The sequence below is a fragment of the Herbaspirillum sp. Her4 genome (assembly GCF_057961335.1).
The window spans coordinates 5,253,816-5,276,828 of the sequence record NZ_CM176330.1 but is presented as its reverse complement, the minus strand read 5'-3'; the positions used below and the strand labels follow the sequence as shown (position 1 = coordinate 5,276,828).

The following is a 23,013-nucleotide window of genomic DNA, read 5'->3' as shown; positions in this document are numbered from 1 at the left end:
CGTGATCCCTTGAAGAACCGGCCTTGCAGACAGCAGGCCGGTTTTTTCTTGGGTGCAGCGGCTGTCGATGAGCGGTAGACGCTGCGCCCTTGCCATCCGCGCCAGGCCGCAGCAGACCCTCCGCCACCGCGCCCGCGCTGTGGCACAATCGCGGCTCCTTGCTGCGACCGGGATCCGTCCTGCCATGTGCGTCAACTACAAGCCCACTCCCAAATCCATCATCACCGCGCTGACCGGTGCCGACACCTCCGCCACGCCAGACTGGCCAGAGGAAACCTGGCAGGACTATGCCGCCCCCGTGGTACGGGCCGGGCTGCAGGGCGAGCCGGAACTCATCGTCGGCACCTACGGCATGATGCCCCGGCGCAAGCTGCAGGGCGGATTGCAGATCTCCACCATGAATGCCCGCGCCGAGACCATCGGCGAGAAACGCAGCTACGCCGGCCCCTGGCGGGCCTTGCAAACCTGCCTGTTGCCCATGCACTGGTTTTATGAGCCCAATTACGAAGCCGGACGCCCGCAGCGCTGGGCCATCGGCATGGCCGACGACCAGCCTTTTTGCGTGGCCGGCCTGTGGCGCGCCTGGGAGGAGCCTGAAGGAGGGTATGCATTTTCGTTTACCCAGATCACCATCAATGCCGATGCGCATCCCCTGATGAATCGTTTTCACAAGCCGGGCGAGGAAAAACGCAACCTCGTCATCATCCCGCCCGCCGACTATGCGGACTGGCTCAACGTCGGTGATACGGAAAACGCGCGCAGGATGCTGGTCAACTATCCCGCCAGCGCCATGAAGGCCTGGCCTGCGCCCAAGAGCGAAGCGCGGAGCAGCTCAGGGCAGGGGTCGTTGCTCTTTTAAGGGCCGGCCGCTGCCGTTTCGCACGCCAGATGTAAAGAATTGTTGACCTTCCCCATGATTTTCTGTGAAATTGCGCGGTGGCATCATTGCCGCGCTCAGGTGCGGCACAGGCAGGACTCACGTCATCATCACAACATCAGGGGAACGCGGCATGCGGATCAAGAGGGCGGGGACGATGTGGAGGGCGTCCGGGTGGGCTGGCCTGCTGCTGGCCAGCGCTTCGCTGCTGGGCCAGGGCAGTGCAGCTGCGCAGGAAGCCACGGCCAGCCAGGCCGGCATCGTCAAGGTCCTGCAAGGCGACGTGCGCGCCGAGCGCAGCGGCAAGACCCGCCCGCTGGCCACCGGCGAACGGCTTTATGCGGGTGACCGGGTACTGACCGGTGCCGCCAGTGCGGTCGGGTTTACCTTGCGCGACGATACGCTCATTTCGCTCGGCTCCAACAGCCAGTTCCTGCTCGAACAATTTGCCTACAACGACAAGACCGACGAGGGCAGCGTTGCCGTGCGCCTGACCAAGGGCACACTGCGCTACGTGTCGGGACTGATCGGGAAGCACTCGCCGGAGAGCCAGCGGCTGTCGACCCCGACGGCCACCATCGGCATCCGTGGTACCGACTTCATCGTGGAGGTGGCCGGTGAATAAGCCATCGCTCCATTCACTGTACCGGCCGCTGATGCGCTGCGCCTTGCTGGCCGTGGTGGCGCTGCTGGCCGCATGTGCCGGGCCGGCGGAGCGTTTCGTGCTGCTGCCGCAGGCCGACGGCTCGGCCAGCAGCATCGTGGTCAGGACGGCCAGTGGCGAGACGGCACTGACTTCGCCCTATGCAGCGGTCGAGACGCGCGGCGGCAAGCCCGCCCCGACCCAGACCCTGTCCGCTGCCGAGGTGGACCGGCGATATGCCGAGGTCATGCGCAGCCTGCCGGCGAGTCCGCGCAGCTACGATCTGCTGTTCGAGCTGGGCACTGACCGTCTGACGCCGGCCTCGCAGGAATTGCTCAAGAAGGCCATCGCTGAAATCAAGGAATTCCCCGCCGGGGAATTCATCCTCACCGGCCATGCCGACAGCATCGGCAGCGATGCCACCAACGACGCCTTGTCGCTGCGGCGCGCGCGCCTGATCGAGCGTGAACTGCAACGGGCGGAGGTCAAGGCCCTGAGCATTGAGGTCATCGGCAAGGGGGCGCGTGATCCGCGTGTGCCGCAGAAGCGCGGCGTGGCCGAGCCGCGCAATCGTTTCGTCGAAATCAAGATCAGGTGAGCCGGGCGGCCCGCTGCCGATGCAGCGCCGCCTGTCGTCCTGGCATTCTCAGGGGAATCACATGGGCAATCGCGTCTATCTCTACTGCACCGACTTCGAGGGTATGCCCACGGAGGAACAGGCCGACGAATTCTTTACCATGATCGGTACCGAATACGAGGCCACCGCGCGCCTTCCCTTGTTCTGGATGTGCCTGTTTTCCGGGGACGATATTCACGTCTCGTCCGGCCCCGCCACCGAGGGCGAGCACAGTGGCAAGCAAGGCCCTGAAGGTGCGGGGGACGATGATGAGTACGATGATGATGAGTACGAGGAGGTCGATGAGGATGCGCCGCGTCCGTTTGCCTACCTGGGGTGCGAACGTCTGGCGGGCATCGCCCGTCTGCGCCAGCGCTCGGCGATGCTGCGTCCGGTGCTGGGCGAGGAGCGCCACGCCTTGTACGAGGACTGGATCGCGCGCCTGGAAGCCGAACCCCGGCGCAACATCGTGGTGAACACGGAAGAGCTGGACGGCATGTCCGATGAGGGCCAGCTGGAGCAGCAGCTGCGCGCGGCGTATCAGGAACTGGCCGTGATGGACGAGCGGCAGGCATGGCAGATGAGCCCCTTGCTGCATGACCTGACCGGCCTGTACGAAGAGCAGGCAATCAGCGAGGTGGCCAGCTGGACATTGGCCGGTTCGGCCAACGGGGCCACGCGCTGGCCGCCCGCACTGGCGCAGCCACAGCAGCCGGAACAGTCCGCCGGGGCGACTGCTGCGTTGCCCGCGCCATCGCCTTGGTGGATGTTCTGGAAGCGTTGATCTCCGCAGACGGGTGGAGCTGAACGCAGGGATGCGCCGTCTTTCGGACATCGCTTATTGTTGAGTTTGATCGTGGACTATCGAGTAGCTCATCAATGGCGTGTGCGCGACACAACTAGGAAATTTCCTGATATTCGCGAAATGATATAAAACATAAGATCACGCCATTGCATCGACCTTTCCATCTCAAGGAAGCATGGCCATGATCCAGTCCCTTCTGCACTACGGCAGCTATCTCGCTGCGTTCTATGCGGCTTATGTCGTGGTCGGCATGGCGTTGACCGGAGTGTTTCTGTGGCGTGTGCTCTCGCGCAAGCCGGCGATGCAGAGCCTGCCGGCGAGGGTCGAGCCGACAGCGGGCGACGAATCCCACGCTGCCTTGCATTGAAATCGTAATGAAAAAGGCCCGGACGCGCGCTCCATCTCCTGGAGAGCGTGTCCGGGCCTGCCCGGGAAGGCAGCGTGATCAGCGTTGCTGTCAGCTGTTCTTGTGACTCTGCTGTCCCGCCTTCACGTGCTGTTCATGTGAACCGCCGCGGCTCGAATCGCCTTGTTGCTGGCCGGAGCCACTGCTGCTCTGGTTCTGCTGGTCGTTCTTGTGGCTCTGCTGGCCGGCTTGTACGTGTTGTTCATGCGAGCCGCCTCGGGTGTTCCCACCTTGCTGCTGGCCGGAGCCGCTGCTGCTCTGGTTCTGCTGGTCATTCTTGTGGCTTTGCTGGCCTGCCTGGACGTGCTGTTCGTGGGAACCACCGCGGCTGTTGCCTTGATTCTGATTCGACATGATGTCACTCCTTGATGAATGCCCTGCGCTTGTGCGCAGTAACTACATCATCGTCCCCTGGCTCCGCCGCAGACATCGGCCAAGCTCCCTTGATCCTGTCGGCAGTGACTGTCGGACGCGTCTCCAATGCAATACATCAGCTTGGCCGACGGGCGTCTGTCATCGCTCTGCGGGGGCAGAGCATGAGCGTGCTGCACGGACTTACTGTACGGATTCGATGGTGGACAGCAGGTGCTCGAAGGAACAGGGTTTGGTGAGCAGGGCGGAGAACACTTCAAGTGCCTGCCAGGAATTGCTCATGGGAGTGGCACTGAGCAGTACCACCGGAATGGAAGAGAAGCGTTCATCGCCCTTGATGCGGGTCGCCAGTTCCAGGCCATCCATCACTGGCATGCGCAGGTCAGTGAGGACCACGCTCACTGCGGCGTGCTCATGGGCCATCAGTGCCAGCGCCTCTTCCCCGTTGCCGGCTTCGAGCACGTGATAGCCGACGCCTTGAAAGACTTCTGCAAAAATGTTTCTGACATCCTTGTTGTCTTCAACGATCAGCAGGGTGCGAGCGTGACTGCTCGGATTCATGAAGCGATCTCCGGGTGGATGGGCTGCGTCCTGAGATCAGAACGAACGGCTCCGCGATTATGTGACCGAAAGGATCATGGTTGCATCAGTCAATTCCTGTATCGCGGGAAAATCGCGCTGACATCCTCGTAAGAATATGCGCGTCACCTGCGCGTCAGGTGGCGTGCCGCTAGAATAGCGGCTCCGGTGACGCGACGCGTCGCCCTCATCTGCCAAGGAGCCGCGATGTCTCTGGAAAGCCTGCTGCTGTTCATTCCCTCGTGTTTTGCACTGAACATGGCCTTCGGCCCCAATAATCTGCTCTCCATTACCATCGGCGCCCATCACGGTCTGCGCCCGGCCTTGCTGGCGGCGGCCGGCCGGCTGGTGGCATTCGCGCTGATGATAGGGGTGGCAGCGGTGGGCATGGGCGCACTGCTGATGGCCTCGCAGATGGCGTTCACGGTGGTCAAGGTGCTGGGGGCGGCCTATCTGATCTGGCTGGGCTGCAAACTGTTCTTCGCCAGGGTGGAGCTGGGCGGCCAGCCGCTTGAGCCGCAGCAGCGCAGTATTGCCGGTTATGTGCGCAAGGAGTTTCTGGTCGCCATCGGCAATCCCAAGGCCATCCTGGTCTTTACGGCATTCTTCCCGCAGTTCGTGGTACAGGAAAATTATTTATCCAGTTTCCTGACCCTGGGCGCGATTTTCCTGGCGCTGGAGGTGGTCGCCATCGCCGCCTATGCCTACGCCGGCACGCGCCTCTCCGGACTGATGCAGAATGCGCGCGGTCTGCGCTGGATGAACCGCATCAGCGGCGGCATGATGATCTTTTTCGGGACCTTGCTGGCATTGGCCAAGCGGCCGGCAGCCTGAGGAACTGCGGGGCGTCAGGAGAAGCTCAGCTCCAGCCCCATCATCCTGGAGATGAAAAAGGTTGCCACTCCCAGCACCAGCAGCGAGATCACGAACAGCGCTGCCACTTTCCCGCTGGCGCGCAGCACTGCGTTGCGCTCGGCCTGCTTGCCCTTCTTGCCCTGATCGTAATGCCATTTGATGGCGTAGAACATGCCGATGCCGAGCACGGCGACCTTGAAGATGATGAAGACGATTGGGACCCAATCCATGATGTCGACCATTTGAATCGCTGGAAGAAAAATCCGGTGCCAGCTTTGCGAATCTGAAAGTAGCAGAGGCGAGTCACTGTTTCCGTAACAGTGTCCTGTGCATTCTAACCAAGGCGACGCAGGCGGGTCCAGCAGACATGATCCATACAAGCCGCAGTACTGCACAGACGAGCGTGCACCAAAGCTGGCGAGCCGGCGTTAAGGGAGTCCCTTCCTCGTCGCCGACACGCCGCCATATGCCTTTCTATCGCCACAGCCCGGTGGATACCAAATCCGCTGCTTCGCAGGTCAGCCCGCCGCTTCCTGCGCAGCGCCATGCTCGTTGCGTGGCCCTCGCCGTCTCATTGATGCTGAGCATGATGCCGCTGGCCACTCACGCCGAAGCGTCCTGCCAGCCGCCGTCTGCGGCGCAACTCGGCGCGCTGCGCCGCGCTGTCGACAAGAACCTCGCGCCGCAGCCGCGCGCCATTGCGCGCGTCCATACCGAAGGCACCTTGCCCCATCAGGGAATCTGGGATGCCAGTGTCGAGGCCGAGCGTGACTGGCCGCTGATGCGCCAGCTCGCGCAGTTGTGGCAGGCCGGGCGCGCGCCCGAGGATGCGCGGCAACTGTCGCGCCTGATGCGGGCGTGGGCCGAGATCTACCAGCCTGACTTCAATCCCGTGGATGAGACCAGTCTCGATGCCTACATTGATGCCTATGTCATCGCCGGGGAGGCGCTTGATGCCGACACCCGCCAGCTGGCCGCCAGCTTCATTCGCACGCTGGCGGACGGCTATCTGCAGCAGATGGAGAGCGGCTTCCGTCCGCGCGATCCACGCTGGCAGAACAACTGGAACTCGCATCGCGTCAAGCTGGCGGTGCTGGCTGCCGCCGCACTGCAGGATGATCGCCTGTGGGGCCGTGCGCGCCGGGCCTTCGACGCCCAGGTGGCACGCAACATCCGCGCCGATGGCTCCACCCTCGACATGGAGGAACGCGACGCCCTGCACTATGTGGTCTATGACCTGGAGCCGCTGGTGCGGGCGGCGCAGGTGGCGCAGGGCAGGGGAGAACAATGGCTGACGCACAAGAGCAACGGCAGCGGCAGCGTGATGGCAGCGCTGGACTGGCTGCTACCCTATGCCGATGGCAGCAAGGCCCATGAGGAATTCGTCCATTCCCGCGTGCCTTTCGATGCCAAGCGGCGTGATGCAGGCCTGTCCGGCTATTCCGGACCGTGGCAGGCCAAGGGCGCAACCCGTCTGTTTGCGATGGCGGCTACGCTGGACGAACGTTATGCAGGCGTGGCACGGCAGCTCGATCCGGCGGGTGGCACGCTGCTGACTTGCTGGCCGAAGCGCTGAGCCAGTTGTGCGGCCTGCGCATGAGGTGCACAGGCCGCTGCTTTCTTAGCCGCGCGGCGCTTACTTCATCAGGACCTGCAGCTGCGTCACCGCTTCGTTGACCTGCCCGATCTCATTGATCTGGTCGTTCGCGGAGGTGCTGATGGTCTCGATGATGCCGGTGATGTCGTTGATGGAGTTGACCATGGTGCTCATGGTCTTGCCGGCATTCATGACCAGCTCGGTACCTTGTCTTGCTTCATTGACCGAGCCGCTGATGAGCGTCTTGATTTCGCTGGCCGAGGCCGCCGTGCGCTGCGCCAGGCTGCGCACCTCGCCGGCCACCACGGCAAAGCCGCGGCCATGTTCGCCGGCCCGGGCCGCTTCGACGGCCGCGTTCAGGGCCAGCAGGTTGGTGCGGAAGGTGATCTCGTCGATCACGCCGATGATCTCGGTGATCTTGGCGGCACTGGCGTTGATGGCGGCCATCTTGTTGACGACCTCCTGCATGACCACCCCGCCTTGTTCCGCGATGGAGGAGGTGGCCTTGACCAGATCGTTGGCCTGCTGCGCGCTGGCCGAGCCCGTGCTCAGTGCTTCGGACAGCCCGCCCACGGCGGCCTGCAGGGTCTGCGTGGCGTGGGTCTGGATGCTCACGTCGGTGGCGTACTTGACCACCTTGAAGACCCGCCCGTCCATGTCGAAGATAGGGTTGTAGTTGGCCTGCAGCCAGAGCGCATCGCCATTCTTTTTCACGCGGCGATACAAGCCGGCATCGTATTGGCCGGCCGCCAGCCGCTTCCAGAATTCCTGGTACTGCGCCGAGGCGCGCTCGGCGGGCTCGACGAAGATGGCGTGATGCTTGCCCACGATTTCGGACAGCGAATAACCGACCGCGCGCAGGAAGTTGTTGTTGGCGTGCAGGATGTTGCCATTCACATCAAACTCGATCACCGCCCGCACCTTGTTGATGGCGGTGATCTGTCCGGAGAAATCGGCGGCCTGCAGCTGCTGCTGCGTGACGTCGCGCGCGTACTTGACGATCTTGAAGGGGCGTCCAATGGCATCGATGATGGGATTGTAGGTCGCCTGGATCCAGACCTCGTGTCCGGATTTGGTAATGCGGCGATAGAGGCGCTGGTCATATTCACCGCGCCCCAGTTTCTGCCAGAACTGCGCATAGGCAGGCGCGTTGCGCTCTTCCTCGGCGACGAAGATGCGATGGTGCTGGCCTTTGATCTCTTCCAGCGTGTAGCCCATGAGATCGAGGAAATTCTTGTTGGCCTTGATGATCTTGCCATCCAGCGTGAATTCGATGACTGCCAGCGCCTTGTCGATGGCGGCCAGTTGACCCAGCATGTCGGCCTTGCGTTTGCTGAGACGTGAGAAAAACGAGAGCGAGTCGAAGAAAGCCATGATGGGCGCCTGATCCTGAAAATGTTCTTGAAACGCATCTCATCGCCGTCGTCGAGATGCTTCCGGTTTTATTGTTGGGGACGTCAGCAGAGGCAGGAATATCGTTGTCTCATGCCACGCGGGACCTGCCCCGATTCCGCTTCTCATTGTATGAGTCGCGAGGGAGAAATCCATCGGGGATTTCCTGATGAACTGGCAACAATAGTCGACTCGGGTTAACATGCCGCCAGCATGGTAACAAGACAGAAAAAGGCAGCACCCCGCAAGCGGGCCACCTCCAAAAAAAGCCGGCAGAAGGGACTGGGATCATTCAGTCGCTTTCTGATTTCCTTCACCAGCACGACGATCCTTGTCTTCGGCATCGCCAGTTGCGTCCTCAACCCGCACCTGACGGACGGCCTGCGCGAGCGCTTCAGTCTGCCGCACCTCGAATTGCCGGCGGAGAACGCGCCCGCCCCGGTGCGGCAGGCCGAGCCGGCGCACTCGGTTGCGCGTTTTGCGCAATGTCCGCAGTTCTTCCCCGGCGCGCATCCGCCGCAATTGCCTGCGGGTGCGCATTTGCGGGAATTGTGTTTCAGCGCGTTTGCGGTGCTCTACAACAGTCAGACCAAGACGCCCTTCGTGGTAGTCGAGCGGCTGAACCGGACCGCTCTTCTGCATGCGCGCGAGCAGCATCGCTCGGACCGCTTCTACCCGGAGGCGCGACTGCCGCGCGCCGAGCGCGCGGAACTGGACGACTACCGGGGATCGGGGTATGCGCGCGGCCACATGGCGCCGGCCGGCGACATGTCCACACCGGAGGCGATGGCCCAGAGTTTTTCGCTGGCCAACATGGTCCCGCAGAATCCTCGGAACAATTCCGGGCCCTGGTCCAAGATCGAACGGGATACGCGCAAGTACGTGATGCGGGCAAGCGGGGATGTTTTCGTGTTCACCGGGCCGCTCTTCGATGCGACACCGGCCACGATCGGACGGGGCCACATTGCCGTCCCGGCCCGCTTGTTCAAGCTGGTGGTTGACGCCAGCACGGGCAGGTCATGGGCGTATATACAGGCCAATCGCGCTGATACCGAGGTGGGAGCGCCGATCACTTATGAGGATTTCGTGCGGAAGACCGGGTTGCGCTTGCTGGGGCAGGGGGCGGGGCGGGGGTGAGTGGCCGGCTCCATCTCCTGCAGCTGTTCAGGTTTATCTCATATCGCCACATCGTGATCCCCAAGAAAAAGCTCCTCATCGAGGAGCTTTTTTCATGTACTGAAGTATCCGACGGGGCGACTGTCAGTTCTTGTGCAGATCGCTGTTCAGGATGTCTTCGCCATCTTCCAGCTTTTTCGCGAAGTCGATATTGCGGCCGGTACGCAGTACTTCGAGCGCACCGGTGACGTCATTGCGGCGGAACGTCGCTGCATTGATGCCGGCCAGCTCTGCGGCCTTGACTACCTTGCCGTTCAGCGGGTGGCCTTCAATCTGCACCGAGACGCGGGACGACGCCATGACCGCGGTTTCGGCCGCGACGATGACGGCATCACCGACCGGAATGCCCAGGGCGGAATTGACTTCCAGCAGGCAGTTGCGGCCCAGGGAGATGAACACGTTGTTGCCGCCGGAGAGCACACCCAGCGTGGACGCGCCGCCGCCGATATCGGTGCCGGCGCCGACCAGCACGGAGGAGCTGATGCGGCCTTCCACCATGGAAGCGCCTTCGGTCCCTGCGTTGAAGTTGATGTAGCTGGCACCCGGCATCAGCGTGGTGCCCTCACCAAGGTAGGCACCCAGGCGAACCTTGTGCTGATCGGTGATGCGCACGCCCATTTTCAGGGAATTGATGCGGTGGACATACAGGGGGAACTTGTCGACCATGTGCGGTGCGAAGCTGCCATCGCCGAAAGCGGCCGACATCAGGGATTGCTCGACTTCCTCGGCGTCCATCGGGGTATCGCCAATCCAGGCCACATTGGGCAGCTTGGTGAACACCTTGGTCAGGTTCAGCTGGTTGGGCTTGAAGCAGCGATGGCTCAGGCCATACAGCTTGAGGGTACTGTCTTCCACGCCTTGGGGATCGATGTCATCGAAGATGAAGGTGATGACGACGCGATTGGCCGGGCCGGCCTTGGTGGCTTCCAGCGCTTGTTCCAGCGCGATGACGTTGCCGTGATACTTGCCGTCGTTCTTGAACGGGGCAAAATAGGCCAGGATCTCGGTCAATTGGGCGGCGGACACCGAGATATTCTGCACGCCAGCCGGGGTAACCCCCAGCACTTTCATCCAGATCGCTGCGCTTGCCGTATTCTGGCCAGGGCCATTGACGACCGGATAGCGCACGGAGGCCAGGGTGCCATTGCCGGTAAAGACGCGGCTGCCGACGGCGAACAGCAGCGGCTCCTTGTAGCCGGCGCTGGCCTTGAACTCTTCGACGACCTGTTTGAAAGCGTCTACGGTGGCGGGATAGGTGGATTGTGGTTGGTTCATGGGTTTCTGCTGAGAAATGCTTCTTGAGTGTTATAGCGCGTTGGGAGCGCTATTTTAGCGTCGGTTCGGGTTGTGGAGGGCGTTGTTGAAGTAGGGTGGCCCGGTATTGCTTCCCATGGCCACATCCTTGCTGCCCTTTACCCTTTGTATCTGGAGCCAGAACTGCGGTCGGAGCGGGGGAGGGGCGCGCCGTGATGGCCGAGATTGGTTTGAAGTCAGTCCAACAGGAGAAGGCCTCGCATGATACGGCTGCAGAAATTGCCTGCACTAGCGAAGTGGGCCATCGTCAATCTCATTGGTATCGGGTTCTACTTGTACCTGGCTTCGACGCTTTGGCCTGCCAAGGGAGAAGAGAATACACCGGGAGGTCCCGGCGACGCCTTCTTCATTGTTTTTGCCATTTGGCCAATCCTGCTGGTATTTGCGGTGGCGAACTTTGCGACGCTTTATCTGATCATCCGGCATGTCCATGAGAAGCGGACGGCGTTCGCTGTCTGGAGCGTTATCATATTGCTCTGGATTGCCGCGGTATCGATCGACCATGGTCAGAGTGTGCATATGATCGCAATTGAGTACTCCTGATCTGATCCGTCCCAAGACAGTTGGCCTTCATCGATTCGCCCGGAAAATCACAATGTGGCGAAACATCCATTCGACCAACCATGAAGATCATATTCCTCTTTTTAGTTTTTTCGCTGACTACAGCATCTGCACAGGCGGGGTTGGATATCACCGCTTATGAAAACCTGACCATGGTGAAATCTCCCGTACTGAGCGCTGATGGCGTTCCCGTTGCGCAGAATCAAATAATATTGTTTCCGAGCGACTTCCCGGAGCGTTTTGAAGGACTGGAAGCGGGCAAAGTTTATGCATTCAAATCAGACTTCGAATTCCGGGCAAGTACTTACTCGGGGTATAACCATTGGCGCAATGAGTTGGCAAAACTGGCAGGCTACCAACAGAGTTCTCATGTGTTCAACGGGAAAACAGAGCTTCGCTACGATGCGACTGCATGGAATCTGAAGAGCGGACCGTTTTGGGAACTCATCAATTTTTCTGATGCTGAGGGAGTCATTGGTCCGGTCGTCTGCAAGAAGATTTATAAAGATTTCATGCGCTACGCCGATCAAGCCAGGGAACATGCGGAAAATTATTTCCGGGAATCGTATGACAACTGGAAGAAAGCGTTTTCCATGTGTGCGCACGATGGGGCCATTGTTTTCCATTGATGAACACATTCAGACATTACGCGTGAAACGTGCGGGGTGCGGTTTTGGATCTCTCGATCTCGTTTGATGATGGATCAAGGTGGCTGCGTGTCCGTTGAATCGTGCCGGATCCGGTTAGCTGTTGTATTCGGTTGGACCGGATGGTGCTCATTCCCACGTTTCACAAACAGAGCCAGCGAGTATAGACACATCGTCAATGAAATCGGGTTGCTACTCGCTTTATTTTGTGTATCAAACCACAACGCTACTTTCTAAGGAAAATCCCTAAATCTAAGAATTTCGGTCTACTTTATATTTCGAGGCGGTACAGATTAATTCCCATTTGGATTGATCAATTAAAAATGCTCGTATTTAACCCAAGGGGGAAACAATGACCGCGCTCAGAAATATGAAGATTGGAACCAAGCTGGCGTTAGCGTTCGCAGCGCTTTTGATGCTGACGTTTTTGCTCGCTGGAATAGCACTGAGCAGCATCAATTCGCTGACTGTGTCCATCAAGGCGGCGGACGCAGTTCAGGATGAGCGATTGGTGCCGCTGTACCTTGCACGGGAGGCTCTCGATCAGACAGGCCTTGCCGCGCGCAACGCCTATGTCTTCAGAACCGATGCGGATGCGCAGAAGGAGCTGGCCATCGTTGATGAGCAAAAACAGCTCTATCTGAAGGCGCTCAAAGACATGGAGCCGCATTTTGCGGGCAACAAAGGTTTTGAAAAGGTGCGTGCCGGTCTGTTGCAGATGGCCGAGGAGTTGAAGCGCCCGCGTATCTATCGTGAAGGTGGAAAGTCGGAAGAATTTCGTGACTTCCTGGTCAACGAATGTAGTCCGCTGCGCCGCCAGATCGTACTCGATATCAACAAGCTCATCGCTGAGGTGGACGCCGAGAACGACAAGGCACATGAGGACACTATCGCCATGGCGTCCAAGGCGTCTGTAGTGGTTGCGGTCTTGACCATCATCGTGGCACTCATCTCGGCCCTTGTCGCATTCGCGATTACACGCGGCCTGTTGAGGCAGCTGGGGGGAGAGCCTGCCTATGCAGCAGATATTGCACAGCAGATCGCGGCCGGAGATCTGACTTCTGAGGTGAACGTGAAGGCGGGCGACACCACCAGCTTGCTGTTTGCTATCAAGAAGATGCGCGACAGCCTGGTTGGCATCGTGGGCAGGGTGAGAGAGGGCACCCACGCCATCGAGCAGGCATCCACCGAGATCGCGACTGGCAATCTGGATTTGTCTGCGCGTACTGAACAACAGGCAGGTGCCTTGGAAGAGACCGCTTCGGCGATGGAAGAACTGATGTCCACCGTGAAGCAGAATGCTGATAACGCCAAGCAGGCAAGCGAGCTGGCGGTATCCGCTTCGGGCGTTGCCACCCAAGGGGGCGAGGTGGTTGGCAAGGTGGTCAGCACAATGGAAGGTATCAATGCTTCCTCACGAAAGATCGTCGACATCATCAGCGTGATTGACGGGATTGCGTTCCAGACGAATATCCTTGCATTGAATGCTGCCGTCGAGGCAGCAAGGGCCGGTGAGCAGGGGCGCGGCTTTGCTGTCGTTGCATCGGAGGTCCGTAGCCTGGCACAAAGGAGCGCTACGGCGGCAAAAGAGATCACCGAACTGATCAATGATTCCGTAGCGCAGATTGCCCAGGGAAGCAGCCTGGTCGAACAAGCCGGGATGACCATGGAAAATGTGGTCACCAGTGTCAAGCGGGTGACCGATGTGGTGGCGGAAATTTCCCATGCGAGCCAGGAGCAGAGTCACGGAATCACTCAAGTCAATCTCGCCATCACCCACATGGACGAAGCGACTCAACAGAATTCTGCGTTGGTCGAAGAGGCCGCTGCTGCTGCGAATGCGATGATGGAGCAGGCGGGAGAATTGGCTGGATTGGTGTCCACATTCAAGCTCGATGATGCAAAAGGTTTCGCTACGGTCACCGGCATTGGAAGAAACAAGGTAGCGGCTGTCAGAGCCGTGGCACTGCGCTGACAAGACCGAAAACATGGCAGATCGCCCGCTTGGCGCGGGCGAACAAAAGGCGGCCTGCATTACTGCAGGCCGCTTTTTGTTCCGGTGCTGATGGGCGGAATCGAACCGTCGACCTATTGATTTCGAATCCGCGGAGGAAATTATATAAATCAATAGTTTAGGTCGGTCCTTGCTCCGCAATTCAAAAAAAGTGCCGCCAGCAAAGCTAATTTGGCAGCGGTCAATTTAGATTTGCGGAGCGCTATTCTTCGTGCGGAATGCGAATGGCATTCGTCGTTATCCGATTGGCGACATACCCAACGCTTCCATGGCCGAGTGCTGTTGCTGAGGATCTCCATCATCCACACAGTGCAGGTCAGTGCGAGCCATTGCCAGTGGATTTTCAGGGATTTCCTGATGCTGCCAGGAAAACAGCTGTTTTATGCTTGAGCTGAAAATTCTCTTGGAGGCAACTATGAGCATCGCCGCCTTAGCCGTCAGCCATCATATGATTCTCGTCAAGAACGTTGCCTACCTGGCAGTCAGCGGATTGGATTTCACCAACCGGATGCTCCCGGTTCTTTCCAATGCGGTTGCCCATATCAGTTCTTCAGGCATTGTCAAAGAGTCTGACGCAATATTGATATTGCGGAATGCGGTGGAAGAGGAACTAGGTCAGCCTCGCTTAGAGCATCCTCGATACGCGGAGGCCCTGCGGTTCGCCAAGGAAATGTTGGCGGCTGATTTGTTGCCTGCTTAATCTCATCTCGGCTTGCCAGGCTTGGCCTGGCAAGGGGATCTAATGGCCATTTTCGCCCTTTACAGATTTCTGGCACGGCCGATCGCGGACAAGTCCTTGGGGGAAACTCGTAGATCCTCATCCATCACGCCAGGGTCTTGCGGGCTAACTTTGATCCAAATCATGTTTTGCTGCTTTTCTTCAAAGATTTTTTCCGGTTACAGGGAATTTCCTGGTCGTTGAGATAGGGTGATGCTCCTATAACTACAAGCTGCGCTTTTTCAATTCTCGTGGGGGGAGTATGAAGAATCTCAAGATCGGCCAGCGTCTTACCTTAGGACTGGCTGCTGTCATCTTTTTGCTTGTCTGTGTCGCCGGATTCGGTCTTCGGCAAATATCTTCACTGAATGACCGTATAGAATTCCTGACCTCAGTGGACGAGGGAAAACTGAAGGCGCTTGCCAAGACACAGTTTGGCATTACGTTGCGTGCCATTGCTGCGCGCAACCTCACTCTCATCACTGATCCCGCTTTGCAAAAGAACGACGCGCTGCTGGTGGCCAAGACGCAAAAGGACATCAATGACGGGCTCGCGGAATTGAAACGATTGCTGACCGAGTCGTCAGCTTCTGATGCCGAACGTCAGTTGATCGAGCAACTGGCCGATCTCGAAAAGCAGTATTACCCGGTGGCGGTAAAGGTGGTAGCGCTCGCCATGGCCTTGAAGAATGACGAGGCGCGAGTTGCCCTGAACAAGGAATGCATGCCGATTCTTCAGTCGGTCATTACGCACGTTCAGAAAATCAACGATTACCTCTATCAAAACTCTCAGGAAAACGCAGCCGCTGCGGAGCGCGCTTATGAACAGGCGAAATTGACGATGGTGGGTATCAGTGTGCTGGCATTGGTCGTCGGGATGCTGATCGCATGGAAGCTGACCCGATCGATCGCAGCACCCTTGGCGAGTGCGGTAGAGATTGCCCGCAAGGTGCGTGACGGCGACCTTACCAGCCGCATCAAGGTGGAAAGTCGCGATGAAGTGGGTGAGCTGGTCGGCGCGTTGAAGGATATGAATGAAAGTCTCGCCGCCATCGTCACCGATGTTCGCGAGGGGACACACACCATCGGCGCGGCTTCCGGAGAGATTCAACGCGGAACCGTCGACCTGTCGGCGCGGACGGAACAGCAAGCCAGTTCGCTGGAGGAAACTGCGTCCGCCATGGAGCAGCTTACGGCAACCGTCAAACAGAATTCAGAGAACGCGGTTCACGCCAATCGACTGGCCAACGATGCTTCGAACATTGCGGCCGAGGGCGGCGAAGCAGTTGCTCTTGTGGTCGATACGATGAGAGCCATCAGCGGTTCATCCCGCGAAATCGTGGAAATCATCAGCGTCATCGACGGTATCGCGTTCCAGACCAACATACTTGCCTTGAATGCCGCTGTGGAAGCCGCCCGGGCGGGCGAGCAAGGGCGGGGATTCGCTGTCGTGGCAGCAGAGGTGCGGGCGCTTGCCCACCGGTCCGCCAGCGCTGCGAAGGAAATCGAAGCATTGATCAATCAGTCGGTGACCAGGATCGCCACTGGCGAGCAACAGGTCAACCAGGCCGGCGCGACAATGGACAGGGTGGTCGAGAGCATCAAGAACGTCTCGGGCATCGTCCAGGAAATCAGCGTTGCCAGCGCCGAGCAGACCCGAGGACTTGAGCAGATCAACCAGGCCATCGCACAAATCGATGAGGCGACGCAGCGAAACGCCGCACTCGTCGAAGAAGCTTCTGCTGCATCGTCAACGATGAAGCAGGAAGCGGCCTCGCTGACGCAACTGGTCAGTACCTTCAAGCTGTCTTCGACGGCCGGCGCAGTAGTGGCCGAGATCCCGCGGCGTCAGTTCGAAACGCTGCCCGCCTGAGGACAAGCTTAACAACCTTGCCTTCATGCCTATGCTTTAGGCGGCTGTGCGTTGGTACAGCCGTCCGATAGGCATCCCTCATACGCTCATTGTTCTTCAGCAAAAGAACAAGGCATCTCCATCTTCACCAAACGATCATGGACAATTTTCAAAAAGAAATCGATGAGCGCACGAACCTGACTTCCACCAATAAATTCGAACTGCTGCTCTTCCGTGTCGGAACTCCGGATGGCTCCACCGACAGGCCGGGAGAACTTTACGGCATCAATGTTTTCAAGATCCGGGAAATCGTTCCGATGATGCCCATCACTGCGGCAGCGGGCATGACGTCGCCGATGTTGGTGCAGGTGGACGCCGGCACACCTGTCCCCAGCTGTGCTTAGAGTACGACATCAGCTCTGTGCGTGCAGGCAGGGACGCCGTTGCCGGAGACTTCACGGGAGAGATTTTTCAAGAGTAGATGCGGTGCGGCCCAGCATTAACTTGCGGCGAGAGATAGGGTGTGCGTGCGGGCGGGCAATCGGAAGATGCTGACCGTACGAGAGAGTTTTTCCGCTTGATCCTGCATGGATTGCGCTGCAGCCGCGGCTTCCTCGACTAGCGCTGCATTTTGTTGCGTCACTTCATCCATCTGTGTGACCGCAAGGTTGATTTGCTCGATCCCTTCGCTCTGCTCCCGGCTGGCCGAGGAAATCTCGCTCACGATATCGGTAACGCGCGCTACGCTTCCAACGATATTAGTCATCGTTTCCCCTGCTTGTGCCACCAGTTTGCTGCCTTTTTGCACCTGTCCCACCGAATGCTCGATGAGTTGCTTAACCTCCTTTGCGGCGGTAGCAGAACGTTGAGCCAAGGTTCGTACCTCGCTTGCGACCACTGCAAATCCTCGACCTTGCTCACCTGCGCGGGCAGCTTCCACCGCCGCATTCAGAGCGAGGATATTTGTCTGGAAAGCGATTGCATCGATTACGGTGACGATATTTGTAATTTCCTTAGACGATTCATTGATCGCATTCATCGTTTCGACCACTTCCCCCACCACTTTCCCGCCTGAGACGGCAATTTCGGACGCAGCAGAGGCCAGCTCATTTGCCTGTACAGCATTGTCGGCATTCTGTTTGACGGTGGCGGTTAATTCTTCCATTGCAGACGCCGTCTCCTCCAATGAGCTTGCCTGCTCTTCGGTTCGGGACGAAAGATCCAGATTGCCCCTGGCAATCTGATCAGAGGCCGTCGCGATTGTATCTGTCCCCGCGCGCACCTCGCCTACGATATCGGCTAGACGATCACGCATGCTGCCCATTGAGGCCAGTAGACTGCTGCTATCGCCCTCGCGAAGCGAAATTGGGCGATCCAGGTCGCCGCCAGCAATGTCGCTCGCGATATTCATGGCGTAGGCGGGTTCACCACCTAACTGTCCCGTGACGCTGCGCGAAATCACCAAGGTTGCAGCCAAACTCACCAAGACCGATAGCATTCCAACGATCACGAGCATCATCGCCGCTGTGTGGTAAGTCTCTTGACTGGTTGCTACAGTCTGGTCCATCAAAGCACGCTGATAGTCAGAGAACTCTTGTAGCGCGGTGAACATGGCATTCTGCTTGGCACGTACCGAACCAAAGAACATCCTGCGCCCGTTGTCAGTGTCGCCTGAGGCTAGCATGTTGAGCAGCTTCTGCTGCTCCTCATAATAGTCTTGACTAGATGCCTGGACTGCCACGAGGAATTTCTTTCCTGCCTCCGTGGTGATCATGCCATCAAGCTTAGCCTCCCGTTCTGCAATGGCCTTGCGTGCTTTGCTGATTCGTTCCAATTCCGCCGTTCTAACAGCTTCATCCGTGGTCAGCGCGACGTTGCGTACCGCGCGCGCGATGACATTGACATCCTTGCCGATAGCATCTACGAGCAGCGTCTTCGCATAGCGGTCATCCACCAGAAATCTGACGTCCGAGTTGAGCGCTGCCAGCCGAGTGAAGCTGAAAATGGTCATCCATCACGCAGGGCATCGGCAAGATCATAGCCTTTGGGGAGATCACTTCCAGGCTTCGCCAGAAGCTTCAGGTCCATGATGGCCGCTACTTGAGCTCCGACTTCTGAAAGCAAGTCGTTAAGAGACTTGGCATAGGCGATGCCAGCTTCATCGTTGTCCGGAGCGATATAAACGGTGCGCCCTGCAAAAGGCATCAAATCGGTCTTTTCAGGCGACTTTGCTCCATTCAAGGTGGTGACTGCCACGAAGTCGGGGAAAAGGCTCTGGGCGGCATCTGCTGCCTTCTCTCCCTCTGTGAAAAGGACAGGTGCTTCAGGTCTTGTTGCTAGCTGGTCTAATCCGTATGCGGGGCGAGGCTCTGGCGGTGCTTTCAATTGCCAGGAGGGATGTCCGGTCTTATCTTTGCAGTATGTCTGTGGGAGATATGTCTTCCCCTCTGCAGTGTCAAACCGGTTCTGGAGGAACAAGATCTCACCGGCTGCATTACGGTAGGCCCAAGTAGCGGTCGGCTTCCCAAGACGTGCACCGAAGTAAATGGGCCGTCGTGTAAGTGCGTCCTCAGGTACTGGCATGATGGCGATGAATTCAGGCTGGTCTGTACGTTTTTTGAAATCGCCCTTCGCTACCCTAGCCGCAGCGATGGCTTCGGATCCCGATGCAATGTGCTGCAAAATAAGGCGAGCGGCTTCAGTTTGGTTGATGCCTCCCTCCACGTACGCAACTAGGCTGATCAGGTCGGATCCGCTCTCGTTATTGGCCCCCGCAAAATCTTTCCAGACTCCGTTTTCTGTATTGATCGTAAAAGACCCAATGCTTCCGTCATTCCGAGTCGGATTTAATGCGGCGTATTGCTTGCCTCTGATTTCGCCATCGGGGATCCAGCGTTCGAAGATATCGTCCTGACATTCGAAGGCAAGCTCCTTGGTCAAGTCAAAATTAACTCCTCCTTCCATCGATGCGTCGAGGGTCAAAAGCTCCTTGGCACGGATTACGGGGTTTGTTTCTGCCGGTAGGAGATGTGTTTGTGACGGTGCTGCTGCGGGCGTTTTTTCGCCTTCTAATAATTGATTAAAATATGTCATATATAGTTTTTATTGTTATGTACTCCGCCAGAAATTCGTCGTTTCGGGCGGATTTTTTTCGCCGATCTTCACCATGAAGAAACGGCAAGCAGGGCATTTCTCTGTGCTTACTGCTCGAAACGAGGACGAAGCCTCGATACATCGAATCCGCTGGCCTTGGCGACGATCTCTGCCTTATCCAGGTTTGGGATGTGATTGTTGCGGATCCACTTGCCGACTGTGCTTTTTGATACTCCAAGCTTGCGGCTGACCATGGTTGTTCCACCCATGTTGTGTATAGCTTTTGCTGTATCTCCTCTCATTTTTATATTCCTTTTTTGTTATAAATGGGTGTTTTCTGGCTTACCCTATCAGTATGTTAACTTCGGTTTCGGAGGGCGATCGGGAGAAATGAAAAAAATTTCATTGCTGCGATCGCAGTGGTGTACGGAGCTCCACTCGGAAAGGCTTCTTTCGGGAGTATTTCAGGATCTGCGATGTCAGACAGCAGGAAGTTTAAGCAGGCATCCTCCCTATCTTCCCTACGGTCACAGTCCTGGTTCGCAGCTTAAGGTGTATGGCGAACCGTATGTGCGGAATTTCAGATGCGACGTTCTGACCGTAAGGGGCAGGCTAGACGGTTTTGCGCAGACATCTTCCCTATCTTCCCTGCGGCCAGTTGGCATGGTCTAACGAACTGTCCGAGTCGACCCGACCGCTCCCCACTTTTGAGGGTGGGGAGACTGACTGGGATTACATCACCTGAGCTGGCTGGCGATGTGTTGCTGGTAGGCTTGCGATATTGCTCGGGAAGTACGGTCGTCCGGCCTCACTGGGGCTGACCATCCAGACAGTTGAGCCAACCTTCCTAGAGCGGAAGCCCAGGCGACTTAGCTCCCTGCCAAACGAAATCGAGTTTCCTGCCGAGAAGTGGTGTGATCTGCACCAGCTGCTGTATGCTGAGAACAGCTCCTGAGCCTTGATACCGCTGAGACCCTGCGATGGCACAAGGCATTCTTCGGCAAAGCCCCTGGCTGGCGATAGCTCGGTACGATATGCTCGGACCTCTTGTACAGATGAGGACGGAACGGAAAACCTGCCCAAGGCCCGCAGTGCACGTGCTCCATCCACCGCCCAGGAGATAATGCCCGGCGTCTCCTGCTTCAGCTTATCAAGTAGCTTCGGATCCCGTTCGTTTGCAGAAAACTGACGATTGAAGGTCAGTACTATTATGCGACGGAAGTATCCTTCAGTTGTGTCTGCGCTATGCGGCATGCTATTGGTTGCCGTCATAAGCTTGACGTAGGGCTTGAACTTAGAGGACGGCTTGTACTTTGCCGACGCTTCGATGGAATCGCCGCCTATGATTGCCTTGAATTCTCCATCCGCCACGTGACGCAGCTTCGGCAAGTCCGGGGATTGGTTTAACAACTTCTTCTCCAGGGTTGCACGGACGTCAGGGTGATTCAGCCTGTGGAGCATAGCGCTTGTGGTATTTGCCTCACCGACGATGTGGCGTGCGATGTCCATCAGGACAGATTTGCCGTTGGATCCTTCGCCCTTCAGTATGAGCATGCACTGCTGGCTAATGTCTGCGGTTAGTATGTAGCCCATCCACTGCTGGATGAACTGACGTTTCTCCACCACATCGACATCACCAGACCAAATGCTATCCAGGAAGGCCATGAAGTTCGGGCATTGGCTACCCGATACATAGCTGTGAGGAATGCGATTGAAGAGACTGTGGGCGATGTTGTGCTCGCCCAGTCGTCCGGTCGTCACGTCCAATGTCCCGTTCACGAAGCAGATGTGATTAGGGCTTGGGTGCGCTTCAGCATCTGTAAGTTCGATGGCCAGGATCATCTTGCGGATAGCATCAGCCCTCGTGATAGTGGCGTCAGTACCCAGGTGCTTGATGATCAGATTCTGGATCTGCCTGGTATCAATAGGCTGGTATGCACCCTCGTGAGGGGCATACATCTTATCTCCAGGTGCGACAAGTAAGCCGCTGCCAAACTCGCTGGCAACGACCGATCTAGCGAGGGTGACGTCGCCGATATCCTTGTGTGCGCAATTCCACTGCAGAAGATCTTCTGGTGATTCTGCGATGCTGCCACCTGGTAAGGGACAACCACCTGGTGGGCAAGTGGTGGCGCCGTTCTCTCGGATTTCCTCGCACGAAGGCGGTCGAGTAATATCTGCGGCGGCAATGGCCGAGCCGAGCGTATCCAAGCCCTTCGATCTAGCGAGATCTTGGATACCCGCATACCTGCCGAGCTGTTTGGCCGCAGCAGTAACGAGTCCATTATTGGAGCACGCCGCTTCACCTGAGCAGCAATTGCGCAGGGTTCTGCACTTCAGCAGCTGAAGCGGTATAAGGCTGTGGTGATGAATTGCCGCCTGAGGGACGCAAGCATCCTCCATCGTCAGCAGTTCTGTATTACTGTCGAGTGCAGGTATGGTCACATCGCTCGCTGCGCTGATTAGCTCGGTTTTCCTAGTACGTTTCATTTGCTTGCTAGCCTGGTTTTCTTTTGGATTCCGCATGGGACTTGGTCTGTCTGGGCGAACTGTGGCGCAGCCATTCGATACTTTCGAACGGCTGGCGACAGATCTGGTTGATAGCTCAGTTGGCTCGTGTCGTACGCGTGCCTTCAGCCCATGCGAGGACCTCCGACAAGATCCATTGAGATTTCGTCGTGTTCAGGGTGATCGGCTGTGGGAACGTCGTGTCATTTGCCATGATTCGCCACAGGGTCGTGCGAGAGACGTTCAGTATGGACAGGATTTGCTTCCGAACAATAAGTCTGTGCGGCAGGCCGAAACGGTCAGGATTGGAGGGGGCGGCGTTAGATACGGATACAGAATGGTTCATAGCGTCGAATCTGTCTGATAGGGTAGCAATCTCGACCGGACTACTTCGCAGCGTATGGGCGTGACGAAGCCATCTCGGTTGAGCTCTCAAGTCAAAGCACAAATTTGATGACTTGGCTACGCGACGCTTGTCAGGCCGATGCCATGAGACAAGATGCGAACCAACTCTGAACTGGGTAGGGTGCTGCCGGCTCGAGCAACCAGTTAGTGCTTTAATCGAGCCTCGGCCTCGTGCTTTATTGGAGGCAAAGGACCTGACCGTATCTAAGAGGGACGGCACAGATGCAGCTTTCAGTCATCGGGCCTGGGTATCCCTCTGTAGGAAGGATATTACGACATTCGGCGACTGCGTTTCAATGGGGTAGGCCAAGCCTGGATGTTTCATGGTGTTTCATGAGGCCGAAGGTGGGAGGGGGACGGGCTTTGCGGTGCAGAGGGCTCTGGAATGCTACCCAGGATGCTACCCAGAAGGAAAAAGGGGCTAGCGGAAAATCGCTAACCCCTTGATTTTATTGGTGCTGATGAGAAGAATTGAACTTCCGACCTACTGATTACGAATCAGTTGCTCTACCAACTGAGCTACATCAGCAAAAGTCCGCGATTATAACGGGTTCTTTCCGCTTCTTCCACACCCCGGCCAGAA

Annotated in this window: 23 protein-coding genes, 1 tRNA gene and 1 pseudogene; 14 read left to right on the top strand and 11 right to left on the bottom strand. The window is 57.7% G+C overall.

The window, feature by feature from the left end; translation table 11 throughout:
- Positions 1-184: 184 nt before the first annotated feature.
- The 5 genes from ACWFUC_RS23900 to ACWFUC_RS23880 all read left to right on the top strand — a co-directional run bounded on the left by ACWFUC_RS23900 (position 185) and on the right by ACWFUC_RS23880 (position 3,308).
- Positions 185-859: an SOS response-associated peptidase gene (locus ACWFUC_RS23900; protein WP_286864414.1), complete on the top strand. Its 675-nt coding sequence runs from the start codon at positions 185-187 to the stop codon at positions 857-859.
- 175 nt (positions 860-1,034) lie between these two features.
- Positions 1,035-1,502 carry a FecR family protein gene (locus tag ACWFUC_RS23895; protein WP_489623562.1) on the top strand — a complete coding sequence of 156 codons (468 nt, stop codon included), beginning with the start codon at positions 1,035-1,037 and terminating at the stop codon, positions 1,500-1,502.
- The gene (locus tag ACWFUC_RS23890; protein ID WP_489623561.1) at positions 1,495-2,118 is read left to right on the top strand and encodes an OmpA family protein; all 624 of its coding nucleotides are present in this window, start codon (positions 1,495-1,497) and stop codon (positions 2,116-2,118) included. The genes ACWFUC_RS23895 and ACWFUC_RS23890 overlap by 8 nt, the downstream gene beginning before the upstream one ends.
- Positions 2,119-2,179: 61 nt before the next feature.
- Positions 2,180-2,920 carry a hypothetical protein gene (locus tag ACWFUC_RS23885; protein WP_489623560.1) on the top strand — a complete coding sequence of 247 codons (741 nt, stop codon included), beginning with the start codon at positions 2,180-2,182 and terminating at the stop codon, positions 2,918-2,920.
- A gap of 202 nt (positions 2,921-3,122) precedes the next feature.
- The gene (locus ACWFUC_RS23880; protein ID WP_232729560.1) at positions 3,123-3,308 is read left to right on the top strand and encodes a hypothetical protein; all 186 of its coding nucleotides are present in this window, start codon (positions 3,123-3,125) and stop codon (positions 3,306-3,308) included.
- Between the two features lie 90 nt (positions 3,309-3,398).
- Here the strand turns inward: ACWFUC_RS23880 and ACWFUC_RS23875 are convergent, their stop codons facing one another.
- Both ACWFUC_RS23875 and ACWFUC_RS23870 read right to left on the bottom strand, forming a co-directional pair.
- The gene (locus ACWFUC_RS23875; protein ID WP_034333405.1) at positions 3,399-3,701 is read right to left on the bottom strand and encodes a hypothetical protein; all 303 of its coding nucleotides are present in this window, start codon (positions 3,699-3,701) and stop codon (positions 3,399-3,401) included.
- A gap of 201 nt (positions 3,702-3,902) precedes the next feature.
- Positions 3,903-4,280 (bottom strand): response regulator, encoded by a 378-nt coding sequence (locus ACWFUC_RS23870; protein WP_489623559.1) that lies wholly within the window; start codon positions 4,278-4,280, stop codon positions 3,903-3,905.
- 225 nt (positions 4,281-4,505) lie between these two features.
- Here ACWFUC_RS23870 and ACWFUC_RS23865 point away from each other — a divergent pair, with 225 nt between their 5' ends.
- Complete coding sequence (locus ACWFUC_RS23865; protein WP_489623558.1) at positions 4,506-5,132, top strand: LysE family translocator; 627 nt, start codon at positions 4,506-4,508, stop codon at positions 5,130-5,132.
- A gap of 14 nt (positions 5,133-5,146) precedes the next feature.
- On the opposite strand, the gene ACWFUC_RS23860 is transcribed toward ACWFUC_RS23865, so the two are convergent.
- On the bottom strand, positions 5,147-5,383 hold the full coding sequence (locus ACWFUC_RS23860) for a hypothetical protein (protein ID WP_039784455.1): 237 nt from the start codon (positions 5,381-5,383) through the stop codon (positions 5,147-5,149).
- Between the two features lie 236 nt (positions 5,384-5,619).
- Here ACWFUC_RS23860 and ACWFUC_RS23855 point away from each other — a divergent pair, with 236 nt between their 5' ends.
- Positions 5,620-6,729, top strand: coding sequence for an alginate lyase family protein (locus tag ACWFUC_RS23855; protein ID WP_134223091.1), 1,110 nt, complete (start codon positions 5,620-5,622; stop codon positions 6,727-6,729).
- 60 nt (positions 6,730-6,789) lie between these two features.
- On the opposite strand, the gene ACWFUC_RS23850 is transcribed toward ACWFUC_RS23855, so the two are convergent.
- On the bottom strand, positions 6,790-8,124 hold the full coding sequence (locus tag ACWFUC_RS23850) for a methyl-accepting chemotaxis protein (RefSeq protein WP_489623556.1): 1,335 nt from the start codon (positions 8,122-8,124) through the stop codon (positions 6,790-6,792).
- A gap of 231 nt (positions 8,125-8,355) precedes the next feature.
- On the opposite strand from ACWFUC_RS23850, the gene ACWFUC_RS23845 reads away from it, so the two are divergent.
- Complete coding sequence (locus ACWFUC_RS23845; protein ID WP_489623555.1) at positions 8,356-9,279, top strand: DNA/RNA non-specific endonuclease; 924 nt, start codon at positions 8,356-8,358, stop codon at positions 9,277-9,279.
- Positions 9,280-9,402: 123 nt separating this feature from the next.
- On the opposite strand, the gene ACWFUC_RS23840 is transcribed toward ACWFUC_RS23845, so the two are convergent.
- Complete coding sequence (locus ACWFUC_RS23840) at positions 9,403-10,593, bottom strand: tetrahydrodipicolinate N-succinyltransferase N-terminal domain-containing protein (protein WP_489623554.1); 1,191 nt, start codon at positions 10,591-10,593, stop codon at positions 9,403-9,405.
- A gap of 240 nt (positions 10,594-10,833) precedes the next feature.
- Here ACWFUC_RS23840 and ACWFUC_RS23835 point away from each other — a divergent pair, with 240 nt between their 5' ends.
- The 6 genes and pseudogenes from ACWFUC_RS23835 to ACWFUC_RS23810 all read left to right on the top strand — a co-directional run.
- A complete protein-coding gene (locus tag ACWFUC_RS23835) occupies positions 10,834-11,175 on the top strand; it encodes a hypothetical protein (RefSeq protein WP_489623553.1) in 342 nt (113 codons plus the stop codon).
- 80 nt (positions 11,176-11,255) lie between these two features.
- Positions 11,256-11,822: a hypothetical protein gene (locus ACWFUC_RS23830; RefSeq protein WP_489623552.1), complete on the top strand. Its 567-nt coding sequence runs from the start codon at positions 11,256-11,258 to the stop codon at positions 11,820-11,822.
- Between the two features lie 370 nt (positions 11,823-12,192).
- Complete coding sequence (locus ACWFUC_RS23825) at positions 12,193-13,815, top strand: methyl-accepting chemotaxis protein (protein ID WP_489623551.1); 1,623 nt, start codon at positions 12,193-12,195, stop codon at positions 13,813-13,815.
- 421 nt (positions 13,816-14,236) lie between these two features.
- Positions 14,237-14,554, top strand: coding sequence for a hypothetical protein (locus tag ACWFUC_RS23820; RefSeq protein ID WP_489637378.1), 318 nt, complete (start codon positions 14,237-14,239; stop codon positions 14,552-14,554).
- Between the two features lie 280 nt (positions 14,555-14,834).
- Positions 14,835-16,445: a methyl-accepting chemotaxis protein gene (locus ACWFUC_RS23815; RefSeq protein WP_489623549.1), complete on the top strand. Its 1,611-nt coding sequence runs from the start codon at positions 14,835-14,837 to the stop codon at positions 16,443-16,445.
- 137 nt (positions 16,446-16,582) lie between these two features.
- Positions 16,583-16,798, top strand: a pseudogene (locus tag ACWFUC_RS23810) (chemotaxis protein CheW); the annotation flags it as partial.
- Between the two features lie 125 nt (positions 16,799-16,923).
- Here ACWFUC_RS23810 and ACWFUC_RS23805 read toward each other — a convergent pair.
- The 6 genes from ACWFUC_RS23805 to ACWFUC_RS23780 all read right to left on the bottom strand — a co-directional run bounded on the left by ACWFUC_RS23805 (position 16,924) and on the right by ACWFUC_RS23780 (position 22,959).
- Positions 16,924-18,435 (bottom strand): methyl-accepting chemotaxis protein, encoded by a 1,512-nt coding sequence (locus ACWFUC_RS23805; RefSeq protein WP_489637377.1) that lies wholly within the window; start codon positions 18,433-18,435, stop codon positions 16,924-16,926.
- Complete coding sequence (locus ACWFUC_RS23800) at positions 18,432-19,517, bottom strand: hypothetical protein (RefSeq protein ID WP_489637376.1); 1,086 nt, start codon at positions 19,515-19,517, stop codon at positions 18,432-18,434. Before ACWFUC_RS23800 ends, ACWFUC_RS23805 begins: the two co-directional genes overlap by 4 nt.
- Before the next feature lie 107 nt (positions 19,518-19,624).
- Complete coding sequence (locus tag ACWFUC_RS23795) at positions 19,625-19,771, bottom strand: helix-turn-helix domain-containing protein (RefSeq protein ID WP_008118160.1); 147 nt, start codon at positions 19,769-19,771, stop codon at positions 19,625-19,627.
- Between the two features lie 478 nt (positions 19,772-20,249).
- A complete protein-coding gene (locus tag ACWFUC_RS23790) occupies positions 20,250-22,007 on the bottom strand; it encodes a DNA primase family protein (protein WP_489637375.1) in 1,758 nt (585 codons plus the stop codon).
- A 115-nt stretch (positions 22,008-22,122) separates the two neighbouring features.
- Positions 22,123-22,371, bottom strand: coding sequence for a helix-turn-helix transcriptional regulator (locus tag ACWFUC_RS23785; protein ID WP_489637374.1), 249 nt, complete (start codon positions 22,369-22,371; stop codon positions 22,123-22,125).
- 512 nt (positions 22,372-22,883) lie between these two features.
- Positions 22,884-22,959 (bottom strand) — tRNA-Thr (locus ACWFUC_RS23780).
- Between the last annotated feature and the right edge of the window lie 54 nt (positions 22,960-23,013).